The organism is Streptomyces sp. HmicA12 (assembly GCF_000373565.1).
Classification (GTDB): Bacteria; Actinomycetota; Actinomycetes; order Streptomycetales; family Streptomycetaceae; genus Streptomyces.
Map to the genome: position 1 here is coordinate 17661 of NZ_KB891851.1, position 19378 is coordinate 37038.

The 19378-nt window shown below is 72.0% G+C and carries 13 protein-coding genes; 12 read left to right on the plus strand and 1 reads right to left on the minus strand.

The window, feature by feature from the left end:
• Nucleotides 1–80 precede the first annotated feature (80 nt).
• The 10 genes from B072_RS45055 (at nt 81) to B072_RS0139190 (ending at nt 15489) form a co-directional block, all read left to right on the plus strand.
• Complete coding sequence (locus tag B072_RS45055) at nt 81–1631, plus strand: effector-associated domain 2-containing protein (RefSeq protein ID WP_202538620.1); 1551 nt, start codon at nt 81–83, stop codon at nt 1629–1631.
• Entirely contained in the window at nt 1628–2731 is a 1104-nt protein-coding gene (locus B072_RS0139150; protein ID WP_018535457.1) for an AAA family ATPase, read from the plus strand. Before B072_RS45055 ends, B072_RS0139150 begins: the two co-directional genes overlap by 4 nt.
• Nucleotides 2732–7054: an FxSxx-COOH system tetratricopeptide repeat protein gene (gene fxsT / locus B072_RS0139155; RefSeq protein ID WP_018535458.1), complete on the plus strand. Its 4323-nt coding sequence runs from the start codon at nt 2732–2734 to the stop codon at nt 7052–7054.
• A 122-nt stretch (nt 7055–7176) separates the two neighbouring features.
• On the plus strand, nt 7177–8325 hold the full coding sequence (locus tag B072_RS0139160) for a hypothetical protein (protein WP_018535459.1): 1149 nt from the start codon (nt 7177–7179) through the stop codon (nt 8323–8325).
• Entirely contained in the window at nt 8322–9461 is a 1140-nt protein-coding gene (locus B072_RS0139165) for an effector-associated domain 2-containing protein (RefSeq protein ID WP_018535460.1), read from the plus strand. The genes B072_RS0139160 and B072_RS0139165 overlap by 4 nt, the downstream gene beginning before the upstream one ends.
• Before the next feature lie 100 nt (nt 9462–9561).
• A complete protein-coding gene (locus tag B072_RS0139170; protein ID WP_018535461.1) occupies nt 9562–9795 on the plus strand; it encodes a hypothetical protein in 234 nt (77 codons plus the stop codon).
• A 69-nt stretch (nt 9796–9864) separates the two neighbouring features.
• Complete coding sequence (locus B072_RS0139175) at nt 9865–11532, plus strand: aKG-HExxH-type peptide beta-hydroxylase (RefSeq protein ID WP_018535462.1); 1668 nt, start codon at nt 9865–9867, stop codon at nt 11530–11532.
• A gap of 59 nt (nt 11533–11591) precedes the next feature.
• Entirely contained in the window at nt 11592–12818 is a 1227-nt protein-coding gene (locus tag B072_RS0139180; RefSeq protein ID WP_018535463.1) for an arginine deiminase, read from the plus strand.
• 102 nt (nt 12819–12920) lie between these two features.
• Complete coding sequence (argF, locus tag B072_RS0139185; protein WP_018535464.1) at nt 12921–13937, plus strand: ornithine carbamoyltransferase; 1017 nt, start codon at nt 12921–12923, stop codon at nt 13935–13937.
• Nucleotides 13938–14055: 118 nt separating this feature from the next.
• Nucleotides 14056–15489, plus strand: coding sequence for an amino acid permease (locus tag B072_RS0139190; RefSeq protein WP_018535465.1), 1434 nt, complete (start codon nt 14056–14058; stop codon nt 15487–15489).
• On the opposite strand, the gene B072_RS0139195 is transcribed toward B072_RS0139190, so the two are convergent.
• The gene (locus B072_RS0139195; RefSeq protein ID WP_026246773.1) at nt 15461–15916 is read right to left on the minus strand and encodes an ATP-binding protein; all 456 of its coding nucleotides are present in this window, start codon (nt 15914–15916) and stop codon (nt 15461–15463) included. The genes B072_RS0139190 and B072_RS0139195 overlap by 29 nt on opposite strands.
• A gap of 282 nt (nt 15917–16198) precedes the next feature.
• Between B072_RS0139195 and B072_RS0139200 the strand changes: the two genes are divergently transcribed.
• The gene (locus B072_RS0139200) at nt 16199–17029 is read left to right on the plus strand and encodes an enoyl-CoA hydratase family protein (protein WP_018535467.1); all 831 of its coding nucleotides are present in this window, start codon (nt 16199–16201) and stop codon (nt 17027–17029) included.
• 7 nt (nt 17030–17036) lie between these two features.
• Complete coding sequence (locus tag B072_RS0139205) at nt 17037–19325, plus strand: bifunctional salicylyl-CoA 5-hydroxylase/oxidoreductase (RefSeq protein WP_018535468.1); 2289 nt, start codon at nt 17037–17039, stop codon at nt 19323–19325.
• Nucleotides 19326–19378: the final 53 nt, after the last annotated feature.

Sequence of the window (19378 nt, forward strand, 5' to 3'; positions counted from 1 at the left end):
CCCCTGGTTAACCACGAGTTGACATGTTAATTTCGCAGACCGGGCAAGCAGTTGTACCGGCTCATGGGGGACGGTCGGTGGTGGCAAGTGCGAGTTCCGGTGGGCCCGACTCGCAGTCGGAGCACCCGCCGGACATCCAGGCGGTTCGCCGGATGGTCGATGCGTTGTGCGAGCTGGGCTGCCTCCAGGCGGCCTCCGAGCGGGCGGACTTCGCGCTGACCCTGGGGACGTACCTGGAGCAGCGTGTCGACGTGAGCGGCGTCCGGCTGCGCGACGACGCCCGAAAGCTGGTCAATGCCGCTCTGAGCCGGCCGGACGGCGTCAGCGTTCTCGTGAGCGTGATCGGGATCTTCGAGGGCGAGGAGACCGCGGACGGATTCCAGGGGCTGTTCGTCCCGTTCCGGCCGAGGTCCCCCGCGTCCGGGTTCCAGGGCCCGGTCTCACGCTACGACGAGAGTGCCGCGCTGGCCCTGCTGGACGCCGTCAAGGGCGAGATGTCGCCGGAGCGGCTGCGGGACGCGCTCGCGGTAGAACTCGGCAGTGTGGAACTCCCGTTGAACGCCTCGTGCGACCAACTCTTCCGGCACGTCATGCAGTTGAACGTGCAACCCGATCAGATGCCGCCCGCCGTCCTCCTCATCGAACAGGCGGCGTCACAGGTGGCCAGCCCCCATCACCGGGCCGCCCTGGAGGGGTGGGCCCGGGCCTGGGCCGAGCACGCCGGGCTGCTGCCCGCCCTGGAGCGGCGGCGCGCCGAGCGGATCGACCACACCTACGACCCGGAGGTGCCGCGCTGTCTGCTCGTCGCGGTCGAACCGGCCCGGGACGAGTCGGGTGACATCGTGGTCCGGCCGTGGCTCAACACCGTGGCGGGGTACTGGAATCCGCAGCCCGCCGAGCCCGTCACGACGACCATGGACAAACTCTCCGCCGCCGTGGCGCGGGCGTTACGTCAAGGCATCCGGCTGTGGCGGGGAGGGCGTGAAGGCGCGTCCACCGGAGTGGGACAGCAGCCGCCGTACGTCGAGTTCATCCTTCCGTATGACCTTCTGAACCACGATGTGGCCGGGTTGGCGCTCGTTTCGGGCAGCCAGTCGGTGCCGCTCGGCATGGAGTTCGCCGTGCATCTGCGCAGCCTCGACCGGATGCGCAGCGACGACGAACTGGTCAGGGAACGCTGGCGGCTGCGGTGGAGCGCTCTGCGCAGGCAGGGCATCTCCGTGCACGACTGGAGCTCCGCAGAGCCCGAGGCGCTGCAGGCCTGGCAGCTCGACCTCGCGGGGGAGCCCGGCCACACGGCGGTCGTCCTCGACGCCCCCGACAAAGGGGCCGCTCTGGAGGCCCTGAAGACGGCCATCGCCTCCGGTATCGGGCTTGCCGTGTGGGATCGCAGGGGAGTTTTCCTCACGGAGCGACGGGAAGTAGTCACAGCCGTGTTCGCCACCGCGCAGACCTCCGCACAGATCCCCATGGCCATCCACCGACTCCGTCGCAAAGCCGTCCAGGGCGGCGACCAGGGCACGTTGCTGCTGGGCCGGAACATCGCCTTTCTCTGGGACGACCCGAACCGGGTCGTCGACCTCCAGGCCATCGACTACGGCGATCCCGCCGACGAGGAGGCATCGGCATGAGTGCGCAGGTCAACGAGCCGGAGCGGGACACCGACGGCGCGCCGTCGGTCCCGGACGACTGGCGGGTCTTCAGGGCCTCGGGCGTTCCCCCGCAGGAGCCGCCCGTGCTGCCCGAGGCGCCGCCGTGGCGCCGGTTCCACGGCACTCCCGCACAGCCCCAGGCCGAGGACGACGAGAAGGCGGCGACGCGCAGGCTGGGCCACGTCGCCGCGTCGCCGCAGCTCGGCGCCGAGGAGATCGACGTGGTCAACGCGGCGCTGCTGCTGCGCAGGCCGCTGTTGATCACCGGTGCGCCGGGCGTCGGCAAGTCCACCCTCGCCTATCTGATCGCGCGGGAGCTGGGCCTCGGCCGGGTCCTGGCCTGGAACATCGTGAGCCGCACGACGCTGCGCGACGGCCTGTACGCCCACGACGCCATCGGCCGGGCCCAGGCCATCGCCGCCTGGCGCGCCGCGGCCCTGCGGCCGGACCCGGGCGCCGCCGCGGCGGACCCGGCGTACGCCGAAGAGGCTGAACGTCAACTTCCGCCGCCCCTGGGTGAGTTCGTTACGCTGGGCCCACTGGGTACAGCTCTCCTGCCCTATGAGCGGCCGCGCATGCTGCTCGTCGACGAACTGGACAAGAGCGACATCGATCTGCCCAATGACCTGTTGCATGTGCTGGAGAACGGCAGTTATGACATTCCGGAACTGGTACGCGACGCCGCAGGCAGCGCCGAGGTGCACACCGACGACCCCGGGCGGCGGGCGGTCGTGTCCCGCGGTCGCATCGAGTGCCGCGAGTTCCCCGTCGTGGTGATCACCAGCAACGGCGAGCGGGAATTCCCCGCCGCTTTCCGCCGGCGCTGCCTGCCCCTGGAGATGCGCACGCCCTCCAGGGAGCAGCTTCTGGCCATGGTGGAAGGGCATTTGAGGACCCGTCCGGAGGGCTCCGAGGAGCTGGTCGACCTCTTCCTCCAGCGGGTTCATGCCGGAGGGACACACTCCTTGGATCAGTTGCTCAATGCGGTTCAGTTGACTACTGCGGGTGGTTTCCAGGCCGAGGGTGACGGGCGTAAGCTCGTGGAAAGCTTGCTCCGCGATCTCGCGAAGGGCCGCTGAATGAACGGCTTTCCCAGGGAGCGCGCACCCGGCGCCGACGGTGGCGAACCGGGATTTTCGCAGCTTCCGGGCGAGGAGCCCGGCCGGACCCCGCAGTGGCAGGAGATCGCCGACGCCATCTGGCTCGCCGCCCACTGGGACCGGGCCGCGCGGCCCGCCGAAGCCACGGAGCAGCCGGCCGTGGACCTCGAGGAGACCGACACGACCTGGGAGCCCGGAACCTCCGAGCTTCCCCCCGATCCGTTCGCGGACCCGCTGTGGCCCGGCAGTCTGCTGGATCCTCCGCTGCCCACCCTCGATCCCGAAGGCCCCGACACGGTGCATCTCGGTCGACCGCAGCTGCCAGGACCGCCTCCCAAACCCTCCGGTGTGGGCCGACGCTGGGCCCTGCTGGCCCGCGCCCTGCACCGCCTCGCCCGCCGTGTGCCCTCGCCGGTGCAGGTGGAGCTCGACGAGGAGCTCACCGCCCAACGCGGCCTCGCCGACGAGCTCTGGATGCCGTTCTTCCGGCCCGCCGAGGCCACCGCCTTCGACCTCGTCCTGCTCACCGACGACGCCCCGACCATGCGGATCTGGGACGAGGAGATCGCCCGGCTCGTCGCGGCCGCCGAGCACAGCGGCGGCTTCCGCGTCGTACGCACCGTCAAGGTGAGGGTGCCGCGCACCGGGCTGCCGACGGTCCGCGGCGGCGCCGCCTGCACCCCGGCCGATCCGGCGGAGCTGCTCGACGGGGGTGGCGGCCGGGTCTTCCTCGTCGTCACGGACGGCCTGGCGCACGGGTGGACCGCCCCCGCGGCCGACAAGCTGCTCGGCCGCCTGGCCCGCTCCGGACCCACCGCGATGATCCATCTGCTGCCGCCCCACATGCGGCACCGGTCCTCGGTGTACCCGTACGCGGCGGTCCTGGAGGCCGGCGGTTTCGGCGCGTCCAACGTGAGTCTGGGACACGGCGCCCCGGGCGAGGGCCCCGACCCGCTGCGCCCGTTGCCCGAGGCGGGCGACGACGCGGTGCCCGTCCCCGTGCTGTCCCTCAAGCCCGGCTCGATCGCCGCCTGGGCGGATCTGGTCACCGGTGAACGCGGGGTGCGCCGGGCCCTGCCGATCGTGCTGGCCGGCGCGCTCACCAAGGGGGCGCCCGCGCCCGGTCTCACTGCCCCGCCGCTGCCGCGCCGGGCCGCGGCCGCCGTGCGCCGGTTCTTCACCCTCGCCACCCCCGCCGCGCGTCGCCTCGCCACCCAACTCGCGGCGGTGCCTTTTGAGTTCGACCTGGTGGAGCAGTTACGCAAGCGCACCATGCCCGAGACGGAACCCGCCCATCTGGCCGAGATCATGATGGGCGGTCTGATCGACTGGGACAGTGAGGGCGAGGGGCGTCCCGAGTTCGCCGAAGGAGTGCGCGAGGCGCTGCTCGCGACGACGACCCGGGCCCAACTCGCCCGCACGGTCGGCGTGGTGGGCGATCTGCCGGCGGCCGGTGAGCGGGGCGTCGCCCTGCGGGCCGCGCTGCGCGACCCCGTCGGCGCCACCCTGCCCGCCCCGCACGAGCGGGGCTGGCGGCGCAGCGAGCTGGCGGTGATGCGGGCGCTCTCCGGCCCGTACTCCGAACGTGCGAAACGCCTGGAGCCGGGTTTGGTACCTGATGCCCCAGAAGTCACGACCAATGACCGTTCGGCGGAATCGTCAGGTTCGGGAGGGGGCAGGGATCAGGAGCCCTTGGTTCCTGATCCCTCTGGAGAGAATGTGCCGCCCCTGGTCAACGAAGTCACGCCCGGATCCGAAGCCCAGGAGGCTGAACCGCTCATGCCCAGCATCGCGACCGGAACGCCTGCACTCCTGGTGAACGTGCCGCTGCGCAACACATCGTTCGTGGGGCGCACCGCACTGCTCCGCGCGGTCGAGGAGCAGCTGGGTTCCCAGGACACGGCGGCGGTGCTCCCGCACGCCCTGCACGGCATGGGCGGCGTCGGAAAGTCGCAGCTCGCGCTGGAGTACATCTACACCCACCAGCAGGACTACAAGGTCATCTGCTGGATCGCCGCGGAGCGGGAGAGCCTGATCCTCGCCGGCCTGGCCACGCTCGCCGCCCGGTTGCGGCTGTTCCCCGGCGGAGACGACGCCGGCGGCGCCCCGGCCGCCAACACCGCGGTGCCCGCGGTCCTCGAAGCGCTGCGCACCGGAGCCCCGTACGACAACTGGCTCCTGGTCTTCGACAACGCGGAGAACCTGGACGTGGTGCGCAACTACTTCCCGACCAACGGCCCCGGCAAGATCATCGTCACCTCCCGCAACCGCGAGTGGGAGCGGGTGGCGAGCCCGCTGCCGGTGAACGTCTTCGAGCGCGAGGAGTCGATCCAGCTCCTGCAGAAGCGCTCGCCCGACCTGTCCCGCGGTGACGCCGACCAGCTCGCCGAGGCGCTCGGTGACCTCCCGCTCGCCGTCGAGCAGGCGGGTGCCTGGCGCGCGGTCACCGGCATGCTCGTCGAGGACTACCTCACCCTCCTGGAGCGCCGCAGCCCGGAGATCCTGGAGCTCGACCCGGCGCCCGACTACCCGGTCTCGGTCGCCGCCGCCTGGGACATCTCGCTGGAGCGGATCGCCGAGAACAACCCGGGCGCCCGCCAGCTCCTCGACATCTGCGCCTGCATGGCCCCTGAACCGGTCCCGCTCTCCCTGCTGCGCGGCAGCCGGGGCATCAACATCACCCCCGAACTCGACCTGCTGCTGCGGGAGTCCATCAAGCTGAGCCGCGCCATCCGCGACCTCAACCAGTTCTCCCTGGTCCGTCTCGACCTGCGCGCCGACACCCTGCAGATGCACCGTCTGCTGCAGAACGTGCTCCTCGCCAAACTCGGTCCCGACGACCGCGAGCGCATGCGCGACGCCGCCCACCAGATCCTGTCGGCGGCCAAGCCCGGCCACTACGCGTCCTCCCGCGAATGGCCCGCCTACCAGGCGCTGCTGCCGCACGTCCTGACCGCGGACGCGGTGCGCTCCACCGACACCTGGGCCCGCGAACTCGTTTACGACACCGTGATGTTCCTCTACTACTGGGGCGCCCACGAGTCCGCCGTGGACCTCGCCCGGCAGGCCTGGCGCACCTGGCTGGAGGTGTCCGGCGAGGAGGACATCCATGTCATCCGAATGTCCAAGACCTTCGCGTTCTGTCTGCGGGTCGTCGGGCAGGTCGAGGAGTCCATCCCGCTCAACGAGCGGGCTCTGGAAGTCTGCCGACGCATCGACGTCGACGTGGAGGACTTGATCGACTCCATGGTTTCCCTCTCCGACGGGCGTCGCTACCAGGGCCGGTTCCAGGAGGCCAGGGAGCTGGACCAGGAAGCCGCCGAGCGGGCCCGAACGCTGTTCGGTCCGGAGGACCCCACGACGCTGCGTGCGGTGCACAGTTGGGGAGTGTCGCTGCGGCTGTGCGGTGAGTTCCAGGAGGCAAAGGCGCTCGACGAGGAGACCGCCCGGCTGCGTGACCTGCTGTTCGGGCCGTCCAGCGGATTGACCCTGAACACGCTCAACGCCCTCGCCATCGACATGCGGGAGTGCGGGGACTACCCAGGGGCCCGCGACTTCTGGGAGGACGTCTACCGCAGGCAGCGCAGTTCACTGGGCGAGGACAACCCCTTCGCGCTTCGCACCGCCAATGACCTGGCGGTGGGTCGTCGTCGAGACGGTTCTCTGGCGGAGGCCGTCAAGCTTTCCGAGGACGTCCTGCGCCGTCTGACCACCCGTTACGGCGCCGACCATACCTTCACGCTGGCGGCTGCCATCAACGTCGCCGTCGACCGCAGGCTCGTCGGAGACCTCGAAGGATCTCGGGAACTCGGTGAGTCGACCGTGCGTCGTTACACGCACCGGCTCGGCGCCCGGCACGCGCACACCCTGATCACCAAGGCGAACCTGGCCGCCACCATGCGGGCCCTCGGCGCGTTCGAGGTGGCTGAGGAGCTCGACACCGAAGCGGCCCATGCGCTCGCGGACACGGTCGGGCCCCGGCATATCCTGTCGCTCACCGTCGCGCTCGGCCGGGCGAGCACCGAGTACGCCCGCCTCAACTTCGACAAGGCGTGCGAGATCGACGAGCAGAATCTGCCCAAGCTTGCCCAAGTCGCGGGCGAGGAACACCCATTGACGCTCTCCTGCGCCGCGAATCTCGCCCTCGACCTGCGGGGTCTGGGACGCGGGGCCGAGGCCGACGAGCTGGAGCGCAGGGCCGTGGACGGCTTCACCCGGATCGTGCGCCCCGACCACCCGTGGCTGCTCGCGGCCCGTCAGCGACGGCGCATCGAGTGCGACACGGCGCCGATGCCGCTGTAGCGCCCGGCCGGACGCGCGGATCCAAGGGGGCGGCACCCGGTGCTGCCCCCTCCGTCTGTGGTCATACTGGAGCAACTGGCCCATCGCACAGTCGAGTTGAATGTTCGTCACGGGGGAGGGACATGTCGACGGTCGTCTTCGTCCACGGCACGGGGGTGCGCGAACCGGATTTCTCCGCGCTCGCCGGGCGCTTCGCCGCTGAACTCACCTCGCTGCGGCCCGGACTGCGGATCGTGCCCTACTACTGGGGAGCCGAGCACGGCGCGACGCTCGCCGCGGGCGGCGCCAGCCTGCCCCCGCCGCCCGGCGGCACGGCCCGCGACATCGGCGAGGGGGACGAGACCGCCGCCTGGGCCGCCCTGTACCGCAACCCCGACACCGAACTCGCCCTGGCGGCAGCTACGTTGAAGGAGCGCGCCGAGCGGCCGCCGTACGCCGCCCTCCCGGAGCAGGCGCTCCAGGACCGGCTGACCGCCGCCGCCCACGACGCGGAGGCCGGCGCGTTGTTGCCGGGCCTCGCCGCGGCGCTGAGCCGCCTCGCCGGCCATCCGCTGCTCCCGGCCGCCGCCGACGCCCTCGACCCCGACGACCTCGCCCTGCTCGCCGCCCGCGCCGCCGTGGCCCGCGCCGTCGCCGGCCTCCTCGACGCCGACGCGCCGCTCGTGCCTGACGGCGATCAGCGGGACGCGGCCGTGGCGCGCCTTGCCGAACAGCTCGGAGCGGCCGCCGAAGGCGCCGAACGCGGCCTGCGCAGCGGCCTGTTGAGCCTGGTCGGCAACGCCGCGTCCCGGGCCGTGGTGCGCCGCCGCCGCGCCCTCACCGAGGCCGCGCACCCGGCCGCCGGGGACGTGCTGCGCTACCTCAGCCGCGGCGCGGGCTTCCGCGACGGGCTGCGGACCCTGATCGCCGGACTCGAACCGCCCGTCACCGTCGTCGCCCACAGCCTCGGCGGCATCATCGCCCTCGACACGCTCATCGAGACGCCACTGCCCCAGGTCGCCCTGCTGGTCACGGCCGGATCGCAGGGCCCGTTCCTGTACGAGTCGGGGGCCCTGCCCTCGCTCGCCCACCCCGAGCCGCTGCCCCCGCACATGCCCGACTGGCTGAATCTGTACGATCCGCGCGACCTGCTCGGCTACCTCGGCGCCGGGCTCTTCCCCGGCAGGGTCACCGACATCGCCGTCGACAGCCGCCAGCCGTTCCCCGCCGCGCACAGCGCCTACTGGACCAACCCGGCGACGTACCGGCACATCGCGGAGCGGCTGACGTGACCGACAAGGCCACCCCCGCGCGGGGCGTCGACCCGGCCCGGGTGCACGCCCTCGTCGTCGGCATCGAGCAGTACGAGGCGGGCTCCTCCTGGGACCTGCCGGGACCGGCCCGCGACGCCGTGGCGTTCCACGCGCTGCTGCGCGACGCCGGTGTGCCGCAGTCCCAACTTCATCTGCATCTGTCCCCGTTGGCGCCGTACACGCCGGACGTCGCGTACGCGCCCGCCGACCACGCCACCCTCCGCCACGCACTCGTACGGCACCTGCCGGAGCACCAGGGCGACGTGCTGTGGGTGTGGTGGGGCGGGCACGGCGTCCTCGACCGGGCCGGGCACACCCGGCTGTTCTGCGCGGACGCCACCACGGCCGACAAGGTCGCCGTCGACCTGGACTCCGCGCTCATCCGCTACGCCGGCGACGCCGTGCCCGGCTTCGCCGACCAGCTCTGGATCGTGGACGCCTGCGAGACGTTCGAGGAACGGCTCGGCTTCCGCGGACCGCTGCCGCCCGACGCCCTGCCGGCCGGTGAGCGGACCCTCGGGCACCGACAGACCGTGCTGCGGGCGGCGGGGGCGGGCCGGGCCGCCGCCAACGATCCGGTCCGTGCCACGGGTCTCTTCTCGGACGTTCTTCTCGGACTGCTGCGCGAGCGGGCGGCCGTGCTGCCCGCCCTGCCGGACCCGGAGGAGCTGTTCCCCGCGGTGCGCCGGAGTTTCGCCGTGCTGCGCGCCGAGGGACGCACCGCGCAGCGCCCCGAGATCCGGATGCGGAGCCCCGAACGCACCGAGATCCTGCCGCGGCTGGAACCGCCCAGGAGCCCGGGGTCCGGGGTCGCGGTGCTGGGGCGCGCCGTGAACGCGCTGCTGGACTATCCCCTGATGACGGACCCCGCCGAACGGCAGGCCCTGGTCGAGGCGTTGGGCCCCCGGCTGGGTTCCACGATGCCCCGGCACACCAAGCCCCGTACCGACGCCACCGGCATGCTCACCACACTGGCCCGTCGTGGCCCGGAGGCCCTCGGGGAGCTCCTCTCGGCCGTCACGGCACTCGACGACGACCCCGAACGGCAGGCCGAACTCGCTGCCGCACTGGGTGAGTTGGGCGGTGCTGGGCAGGCGAGAGACGGGCGGCGCTGATCGTGTGGCGTGATCGTACGGGTTTCCCATGCGCGCCCGGTTCGTCATGATGGAAGGACGCGGGGCATCGAGTGCCACCGTGCGAGGAGGGGAACGGATCTTGGACCAGTCGCTACGCGCGGAGCAAGCCACCCCGTCCCACCCGGTCGATCCGGCTCACGAGGCCGCTGTACTCGACTGGGAGTCGGACCTGCCCGACCTGACCCTGGTCGCGCTGACCGACGTAGAGGACCTGCCGCCCCTGGCGGCCACCGCCCGCATCCTCGAGGAAGTGCTGCGCCCCCGCGGCAGCATGCGGGGTGGCGGCGAACCAGGACCGGGAAGAGCGGAGTAGCCGCCCGCCCCCGACACGACCCGGTGAGCACACCTCGACCGCCCGCCCCACGCTCCGGAGGTCCCGGGAATGACCAGTGAGCAGCTCCCGCCCCGGCTGAGTGTTCCCGGCGCCCTCTTCGCCGAACTGGCCACGGGCGGCGGCTCCCGGGAGGCGCTGGCCCTGCTGGAGCGCGGCGAGCGCCATCGCAGACTGCTGCTCCTGCGCACCGCCCTCGACCGCCTCGACGGACTGGCCACCCCACTGACGGCGCCCGCCGAGAACTGGCGCCGACTGCGGGAGGCGGCCCGGCACGCCCCCGAGCCCGTCGAGCGGCTGCTGCTCGCGCCGCAGACCGGCAGCTGGCTCGCCCACCTGCTGCGCCGGGCCCACGGCACCGCCCCGGGCCCGCCCCTGTGGGCCGAGGCCGGCCACCTCGGCGCGCTCGCCGTCTCGGCGGCCCTGCACGCCGGTACGGAGGCCGACGTCTTGGTGCCGCTGGACGACGGCGCGGTGCACCTGCCGGGCCTGGGTACCGTCCGACTTCCGTACGCACCAGCCGGATTGACGGTCGGTCACCTCCTCGTGGACGGCCGCGGCACACTCACCCTGTCGTCCTCGGACGCCACGCCCGGCGCCGTTCGCTGCCGCCCGGTGACGGCCCCCGCACGCCCCGGTCGGAGCACCCCGCCCGACCCCTGCTGGACCCCCCTGCGCACCCTCGACGCGGGCCCCGTCACCATCCCGCTCGACGACCTCCACCCCTACCGCGACCTCGACGAGCCGGTGCCGCCCGCCCGGCTCGACGCCGACGAGGCGGCCGTCTGGCAGGACCTGTTCGACGAGGCCGCGGCGCTGCTCGCCCGGGCCGGGGACGGCGGCCTCGACCTCACGCTCGTACGGGCCGTCGTCCCGTGGGGCCGCACCGCCACCATGCCGCCCGCCCCGCCGCACGTACGCGTCTCCGCCTCCAGCGGCGACTCGTTCGGCGCCATGGTCATCGCGCGGCCGGGCAACGCCCTCGCGCTCGCGGAAACCTTCGTGCACGAGTTCCAGCACAGCAAGCTCGGCGCGCTCCTCCATCTGCTGCCGCTCCTCGACGACGACCGTGTCGAGCGCTACTACGCGCCCTGGCGCGCCGACCCCCGGCACCGCACGGGCCTGCTGCACGGCGCGTACGCCTTCACCGGCGTCACCGGGTTCTGGTACGGGCTGCTCGGCCACCCGACGCACGGGGAGGCCGCCGCGTACCACTTCGCGCTGCGCCGCCTGCAGACCCGCCTGGTCGTGCGCACGCTGCTCACCGAGGGAGGGCTCACCGCGCCGGGCCGTCGGCTCGTCGAGGGGCTCGCGCACTCCCTGGACGGCTGGCTGCGTGTACCGGTCCGCCCGGACGCGCTGGCCCGCGCCCGAACCGCCGCCGCCCTGCACCGCACCGAGTGGCGGCTGCGCAACGTCCTGCCGGCGCCGCCCGGCGCGGCCCCGCGGCTGCGCACCCCGGGCGGCTCCTGGCCCGACCTGCGCACCCACGCCCTGGCCGTCCCGCCCGCCGCGCCGCGCACCGGCGACGAGCACCTCGCGGCGGGCAACCCGGCGGGCGCCCTCGCCCGCTACGACGACGACCTGCGCCTCGCGCCCGACGATCCGCATGTGCTCGCCGGATGGATCGTGGCCCGCGCCACCGTCCACCCCGGCCGCACCGCACGCCGGCTCCTGGCCAGGCCGGAGCGGACGCGGCAGTCGCTGCCGAGCCGCTGAAGCCGCCGTAACAGAAGTACGGAGGGGTGAAGGCGCGGCGCAGCGGTCAGGATGAGCCCATGGGATTCCATGTCGACTCCGAGGCCGGGCGGCTGCGCCGCGTCATCCTGCACCGCCCCGATCTGGAGCTGAAGCGGCTCACGCCCAGCAACAAGGACCAGTTGCTCTTCGACGACGTGCTCTGGGTGCGGCGGGCGCGGCAGGAGCACGACGGGTTCGCCGACGTGCTGCGCGACCGGGGCGTCACCGTCCACCTCTTCGGGGACCTGCTCGCCGAGGCCCTGGACGTCGACGCCGCCCGGACCCGCGTCCTGGACCGGGTCTTCGACGAGAAGGAGTACGGGCCGCTCGCCACCGACCATCTGCGGGCCGCCTTCGAGACGCTGCCGGCACGGGAGCTGGCCGAGGCGCTGATCGGCGGCATGACCAAGCGGGAGTTCCTGGAGCGCCACCCCGAGCCGACGTCGGTCCGCTTCCACGTGATGGACCTCGACGACTTCCTGCTCGCGCCGCTGCCCAACCACCTCTTCACCCGCGACACCTCGGCCTGGATCTACGACGGGGTCTCGGTCAACGCGATGCGCTGGCCGGCCCGGCAGCGCGAGACCGTCCACTTCGAGGCGATCTACCGGCACCACCCGCTCTTCCGCGACGAGCGCTTCCACGTCTGGTCCGAGGGACAGGCCGACTACCCGTCCACCATCGAGGGCGGCGACGTCCTGGTCATCGGGCAGGGCGCCGTGCTCATCGGGATGAGCGAGCGCACCACCCCGCAGGCCGTGGAGATGCTCGCGCACAAGCTGTTCGCCGCGGGCTCGGCCCGCACCATCGTCGCGCTCGACATGCCGAAGCGGCGGGCCTTCATGCACCTCGACACCGTGATGACGATGGTCGACGGGGACACGTTCACGCAGTACGCGGGGCTCGGCATGCTGCGCTCGTACACCATCGAACCGGGCACCTCGGCGCGGGAGTTGAAGGTCACCGACCATCCGCCGGAGCACATGCACCGGGCGATCGCCGCGGCCCTCGGGCTCAGCGGGATCCGGGTGCTGACCGCGACGCAGGACGTGCACGCCGCCGAGCGCGAGCAGTGGGACGACGGCTGCAACGTCCTGGCGGTCGAGCCGGGCGTCGTCGTCGCGTACGAGCGGAACGCGACCACGAACACCTTTCTGCGCAAGCAGGGCGTCGAGGTCATCGAGATCCCGGGCAGCGAGCTGGGGCGCGGCCGGGGCGGACCGCGCTGCATGAGCTGTCCGGTGGAGCGGGACCCGGTGGCGTAGCACACCGCATACAGGCTGTATATAAATGTGGGTCGTCGTATAGACTTCCATCATCCTGTTGTTCCCCAGCCCCGTCCCCGATCCGCACCCAGGAGCGCCCCCATGGCGACGACCGCCCGCCCCGACCTCGCAGGCCGCCACTTCCTGAAGGAGGTGGACTTCACCGCCGAGGAGTTCCGCGGCCTGGTCGAGCTGGCCGCCGAGCTGAAGGCCGCCAAGAAGGCGGGCGCCGAGACGCAGTACCTCAAGGGCCGCAACATCGCGCTGATCTTCGAGAAGTCGTCGACGAGGACGCGGTGCTCCTTCGAGGTCGCGGCCGCCGACCAGGGCGCCTCGACGACGTACATCGACCCGGCCGGTTCGCACATCGGCAAGAAGGAGTCGAGCAAGGACACGGCCCGCGTCCTCGGCCGGATGTTCGATGCCATCGAGTTCCGCGGTGACGAGCAGGCGACGGTCGAGACGCTCGCCGAGTTCGCGGGCGTCCCGGTCTACAACGGCCTGACCGACGACTGGCACCCCACCCAGATGCTCGCCGACGTGCTCACGATGACCGAGCACAGCGACAAGCCGCTCACCGAGATCGCCTTCTCCTACCTCGGCGACGCCCGGTTCAACATGGGCAACTCCTACCTCGTCACCGGAGCCCTGCTCGGCATGGACGTCCGGATCGTCGCGCCGAAGGCCTACTGGCCTGCCGAGGCGACCGTCGCCCGGGCGCGGAAGCTCGCCGAGACGAGCGGGGCGCGCATCACGCTCACCGAGTCCGTCGAGGAGGGTGTCGCCGGCGCCGACTTCGTGGTCACCGACGTCTGGGTCTCCATGGGCGAGCCCGAAGAGGTCTGGGACGAGCGGATCAAGGCCCTCGCGCCGTACGCCGTCACGATGGACGTGCTGCGCGCGACGGGGAACGCGGACGTGAAGTTCATGCACGACCTGCCCTCCTTCCACGACCTGGGCACCAAGGTCGGCCGCGAGATCCACGCGAAGTACGGACTGGAGTCCCTGGAGGTCACCGACGAGGTCTTCGAGTCGGCGCACTCCGTGGTCTTCGACGAGGCCGAGAACCGGATGCACACCATCAAGGCCATCATGGTCGCCACGCTCGGCCGCCCGTAGAAAACAAAAGAAACACCTCATAACCGTTCAAACTGGTGGGGCCGGAACACCTTCTCCGGCCCCACCGGCATGCGGTCCACCCCACCGCACCCGTACCACCAGAAAAGAGCACCACCCCATGTCGCCGACCCCCACCGGCCTGCGCATCAAGTCGCCCGAAACCCTCATCGCCGAATCGGGCGCCGACCTCGAAGGCCACGGCCTCAAGCGCACCATGGGGCTCTTCCAGCTCGTGTGCTTCGGTGTCGGCGCGATCGTCGGCACCGGCATCTTCGTCGGTCTGTCCGACACGGTCGCCGAGGCCGGACCCGCCGTCATCATCTCGTTCGTCCTCGCGGCGATCACCTGCATCTTCACCGCGTTCTCGTTCGCCGAGCTGGGCGGCGCGATCCCGGTCTCCGGATCCTCGTACTCCTTCGCCTACGCGACGCTCGGCGAGCGCGTCGCGTTCCTCGTCGGCTGGTGCCTGCTCCTGGAGTACGGCGTCTCGGTGTCCGCCGTGGCCGTGGGCTGGAGCCAGTACCTCAACGAGCTGCTGAACAGTCTCTTCGGCTGGCAGCTGCCCGCCGCCCTGTCCGCGGGCCCGTCCGACGGCGGCGTGATCAACCTGCCGGCCGTCGTCGTCATGCTGATGGCCGCGACCCTGCTCGTGCGCGGTATCCGGGAGAGCGCGCGGGCCACCGCCGCCATGGCCGTCCTCAAGATCGGCATCCTGATCGCGTTCTGCGCCATCGCCTTCACCGCGTTCCAGGACGACAACCTCACGCCGTTCCTCTCGTCCGGCATCGGCGGCGTCACCTCCGGCGCCTCGCTCGCCTTCTTCTCGTACATCGGCTTCGACGCGATCACCACGGCCGGTGAAGAGGTCAAGAACCCGCGGAAGAACATCCCGATCGCGATCATGATCTGCATCGGCATCGTGACGCTGCTCTACTGCGCGGTCGCCGTCGCCGCCATCGGCGCGCTCGGCGCGGACGCCGTCGGCAACAAGCCGGCCGCGCTCTCCCTCATCGTCAACGACGTCACCGACTCCACCGTCGGCGGCGGCATCATCGCCTTCGGCGCGGTCGTCGCCATCGCGTCCGTCGTGCTCGCGGTGATGTACGGGCAGACCCGGATCCTGATGTCGATGTCCCGGGACGGGCTGATCCCGCGGGTCTTCGAGCGGGTCTCGCCGAGGACGTCGACGCCGGTCGGCGGCACCTGGATCGTCGCGCTCGTGTTCGCGGTCCCGGCCGCGTTCTCCTCGCTCGACGCCGTCGTGAACCTCACGACCATCGGCACGCTCGCCACCATGGTCGTCGTCAACATCGCGGTCGTGGCGCTGCGCCGCTCGCACCCCGAGCTGAAGCGCTCGTTCCGGGTGCCGCTGTACCCGGTCAGCCCGGTCCTGGGCGTCGCCTTCTGCCTCTACCTGATCTGGGGCACGGGCTGGACGACGTGGGTGCAGTTCGCGGTGTTCCTCGTCGTCGGCGCGCTCGTCTACGCCTTCTACGGGCGCAAGAACTCGCGCCTCGGCGCCGCTACGGCTCCGACGGGGGGCGCTGCTTAGGCACCGCGGGAAGCGTGAACCACACCGCCTTGCCGGACTCGGTGGGGCGGTGTCCGCACGAGGAGGACAGGGTGCGGATCAGGAGCAGGCCCCGGCCGTGCTCCTGCCAGGGGTCGGGCTCCTCCGGGTCGTCCGGGTTGGTGAGCTCCGCGGGCGGCGCCGGGTCCGGGTCGTGCACCTCGACCTGACAGCCGGACTCCAGAAGCTCCACGACCAGCTCGATGGGGGCGTCGCCTGCGGTGTGCTCCACCGCGTTCGCCACCAGCTCCGCCGTGAGCAGCTCCGCGGTGTCCATGTCCGCCGCCGGAGAGTCGATCTCGGTCAGCGCGGTACGGACGAGGGCGCGCGCCACCGGAACGGCGGCGGCCGTGTGCGGCAGGGCTATGCGCCACGACGTGGGCGTGGAGGGCCCTGGGGGAGGAGTCACAGCAGGTCCTGAGGGGCGGCGGGGGGTGGCTCGGGCGGGACGGGCTGGATGGGGTGGCGTGCGTGAAGTGACCGTCCTGCTTTCAACCTTATGAATGGTACGGCGTGCCTCGATAGAGGCTCCCGGTGGTGTTCCTCGGGACATTGGGCTCTATCACCTGATGTGCTTCTCATGTCGCCGTGCGTGGCGGGGTATCGCGTACTGCTGACGACAGTCACAAAGCGGTGATACCTTCGGGGTGTCGTCGTCGGAGCACGCCTGCCCGCAGGAGGCCGCACGCGTATGAGTCCCTTCACCGGCTCCGCCCGCCCGACCGAGACCTGGCGGCACCTCTCGTACGCCGTGGACGCGCGGGACGTCGCGACCGTCACCCTCGCCCGGCCCGAGAAACTCAACGCGCTCACCTTCGGCGCCTACGCGGATCTGCGCGACCTGCTCGCCGAGCTGTCCCGCGAGAAGACGGTCCGAGCCCTCGTCCTGACCGGCGAGGGCCGCGGCTTCTGCTCCGGCGGCGACGTGGACGAGATCATCGGCGCCACCCTCTCCATGGACACCGCCCAGCTGCTGGACTTCAACCGGATGACGGGGCAGGTGGTGCGGGCCGTGCGCGAAGCGCCGTTCCCGGTGATCGCCGCCGTGCACGGGGTCGCCGCGGGCGCCGGGGCGGTGCTCGCGCTCGCCGCGGACTTCCGGATCGCCGATCCGAGCGCCCGCTTCGCGTTCCTGTTCACCAAGGTCGGCCTGTCCGGCGGGGACATGGGCGCGGCGTACCTGCTGCCGCGCGTCGTCGGCCTCGGCCACGCCACCCGGCTGCTGATGCTCGGCGACCCGGTGCGCGCCCCGGAGGCCGAGCGGATCGGCCTGATCAGCGAGCTGGCCGACGAGGGGCAGGCCGACGCGGCGGCGCTCGCCCTCGCCCGCCGCCTCGCCGACGGCCCCGCCCTCGCCCACGCGCAGACCAAGGCCCTGCTGACCGCGGAGCTCGACATGCCGCTGGCCGCCGCCGTCGAGATGGACGCCGCGACCCAGGCCCTGCTCATGAACGGCGAGGACTACGCCGAGTTCCACGCGGCCTTCACCGAGAAGCGCCCGCCCAAGTGGCAGGGGAGGTGACGCCGGCGTGCGTCCCCAGAAGATCGCCGTCATCGGCGGCGGACCCGGCGGCCTGTACGCGGCCGCGCTCCTCAAGCGCCTCGACGCGGACCGCGAGATCACGGTCTGGGAGCGCAACGCGCCGCACGACACCTTCGGCTTCGGCGTCGTCCTCTCCGACGAGACCCTCGGCGGCATCGAGCACGCCGACCCGGTCGTGTACGCGGCGCTGCGCGACGAGTTCGTGCGCTGGGACGACATCGACATCGCCCTCGTGCACCGCGGCGTCCGCCACACCTCGGGGGGCCACGGCTTCGCCGCACTCGGCCGGCGCCGCCTCCTGGAGATACTGCAGGGCCGCTGCCGCCAGCTCGGCGTCGAGCTGAGGTTCCGTACGGAAGCGCCGCCGCCGGACGAGCTCCGCGCCGAGTACGACCTGGTGATCGCCGCCGACGGCGTGCACAGCGCGACCCGCGAGACGTACGCCGACGCGTTCCGCCCGCGCATCGAGGAGCACCGCAACCGCTACATCTGGCTCGCCGCCGACTTCCCGTTCGACGCGTTCCGCTTCGAGATCGCCGAGACCGAGCACGGCGTGATGCAGCTGCACGGATACCCGTACAGCGACAGCGAGTCCACCGTCATCGTCGAGATGCGCGAAGAGGTCTGGCGGGCGGCCGGCTTCGCCGACATGGACGTACGGGAATCCGTCGAGCGGTGCGCGAAGACGTTCGCGGACGCCCTCGGCGGGCGCGCCCTGAAGTCCAACAACTCCTCCTGGCTGACTTTCCGCACCGTCGTCAACGACCGCTGGTCGCACGGCAATTGCGTGCTCATCGGGGACGCGGCGCACACCGCGCACTTCTCCATCGGCTCCGGCACCAAACTCGCCGTCGAGGACGCGCTCGCGCTCGCCGCGTGCCTGCACGAACACCCCACGACGGGTGCGGCGCTGAAGGCGTACGAGGCCGAGCGGCGGCCCGTCGTCGCCTCCACGCAGCGGGCCGCGCGGGCCAGCCTGGAGTGGTTCGAGGATCTGCCGCGCTATCTGGGCCAGCCCACCCGCCAGTTCGCGTTCAATCTGCTCACCCGCAGCCGCCGCGTCACCCACGAGAACCTGCGGCTGCGCGACGCGCGCTTCACCGAGTCCGTGGAGCGGGAGTTCGGCTGCCCGGCGGGGACACCGCCGATGTTCACGCCCTTCGAGCTGCGCGGGCTGCGGCTCAGGAACCGGGTCGTCGTCTCGCCGATGGACATGTACTCGGCGGTCGAGGGCGTCCCCGGCGACTTCCACCTGGTCCACCTCGGGGCGCGGGCGCTCGGCGGGGCGGGCCTGATCATGACGGAGATGGTCTGCGTCAGCCCCGAGGGCCGCATCACCCCGGGCTGCGCCGGGCTCTACACCCCCGAACAGGCCGCGGCCTGGCGGCGGATCACCGAGTTCGTGCACACCAGGTCGCCCGGCACCGCGATCGGCGTGCAGCTCGGACACTCCGGCCGCAAGGGCTCGACCCGGCTGATGTGGGAGGGCATCGACGAGCCGCTGCCCGACCCGGCGGACAACTGGCCCCTGGTGGCCGCCTCCCCGATCCCGTACAAGCCGGACAGTCAGACCCCGTCCGAGCTGACGGTCACCCAACTCGCCGAGGTGCGCGAGCAGTTCGCGTCCGCCGCCTGGCGGGCCGCGCGCTCCGGGTTCGACCTCCTCGAACTGCACTGCGCCCACGGCTACCTGCTCTCGGGCTTCCTGTCCCCGCTGACGAACCGGCGCACCGACGCTTACGGAGGCTCCCTGGAGCGGCGGTTGAAGTTCCCCCTGGAGGTCTTCGACGCGGTGCGCGGGGTGTGGCCCGACGGCCGGCCCATGACCGTACGGATCTCGGCGACGGACTGGGCCGACGGCGGCACGACCGGGGACGACGCGGTGGCGATCGCACGCGCCTTCGCCGCGCACGGCGCCGACGCGATCGACGTGTCGACCGGCCAGGTCGTCGCCGACGAGCGGCCCGCGTACGGACGCTCGTACCAGGCGCCGTACGCGGACCGGATCCGGGGCGAGACCGGGATCCCGGTGATCTCGGTCGGCGCGATCTCCTCGTGGGACGACGTCAACTCCCTTGTGCTGGCCGGGCGTACGGACCTGTGCGCGCTGGCACGGCCGCACCTGTACGACCCGCACTGGACGCTGCACGCCGCGGCCGAGCAGGGCTACACGGGACCGGGCGTGGTGTGGCCCGAGCCCTACCGCGCGGGGAGCAGGCGGCCGCAGACAGGACGCCTGGACGCGCCCAAGCCCCGTCTGGTGCTGCCGAGTTGACCGGGACCGAGGGTGCGTTCAGTGACAGCTCATTGCAATGACGAAACCTTAAC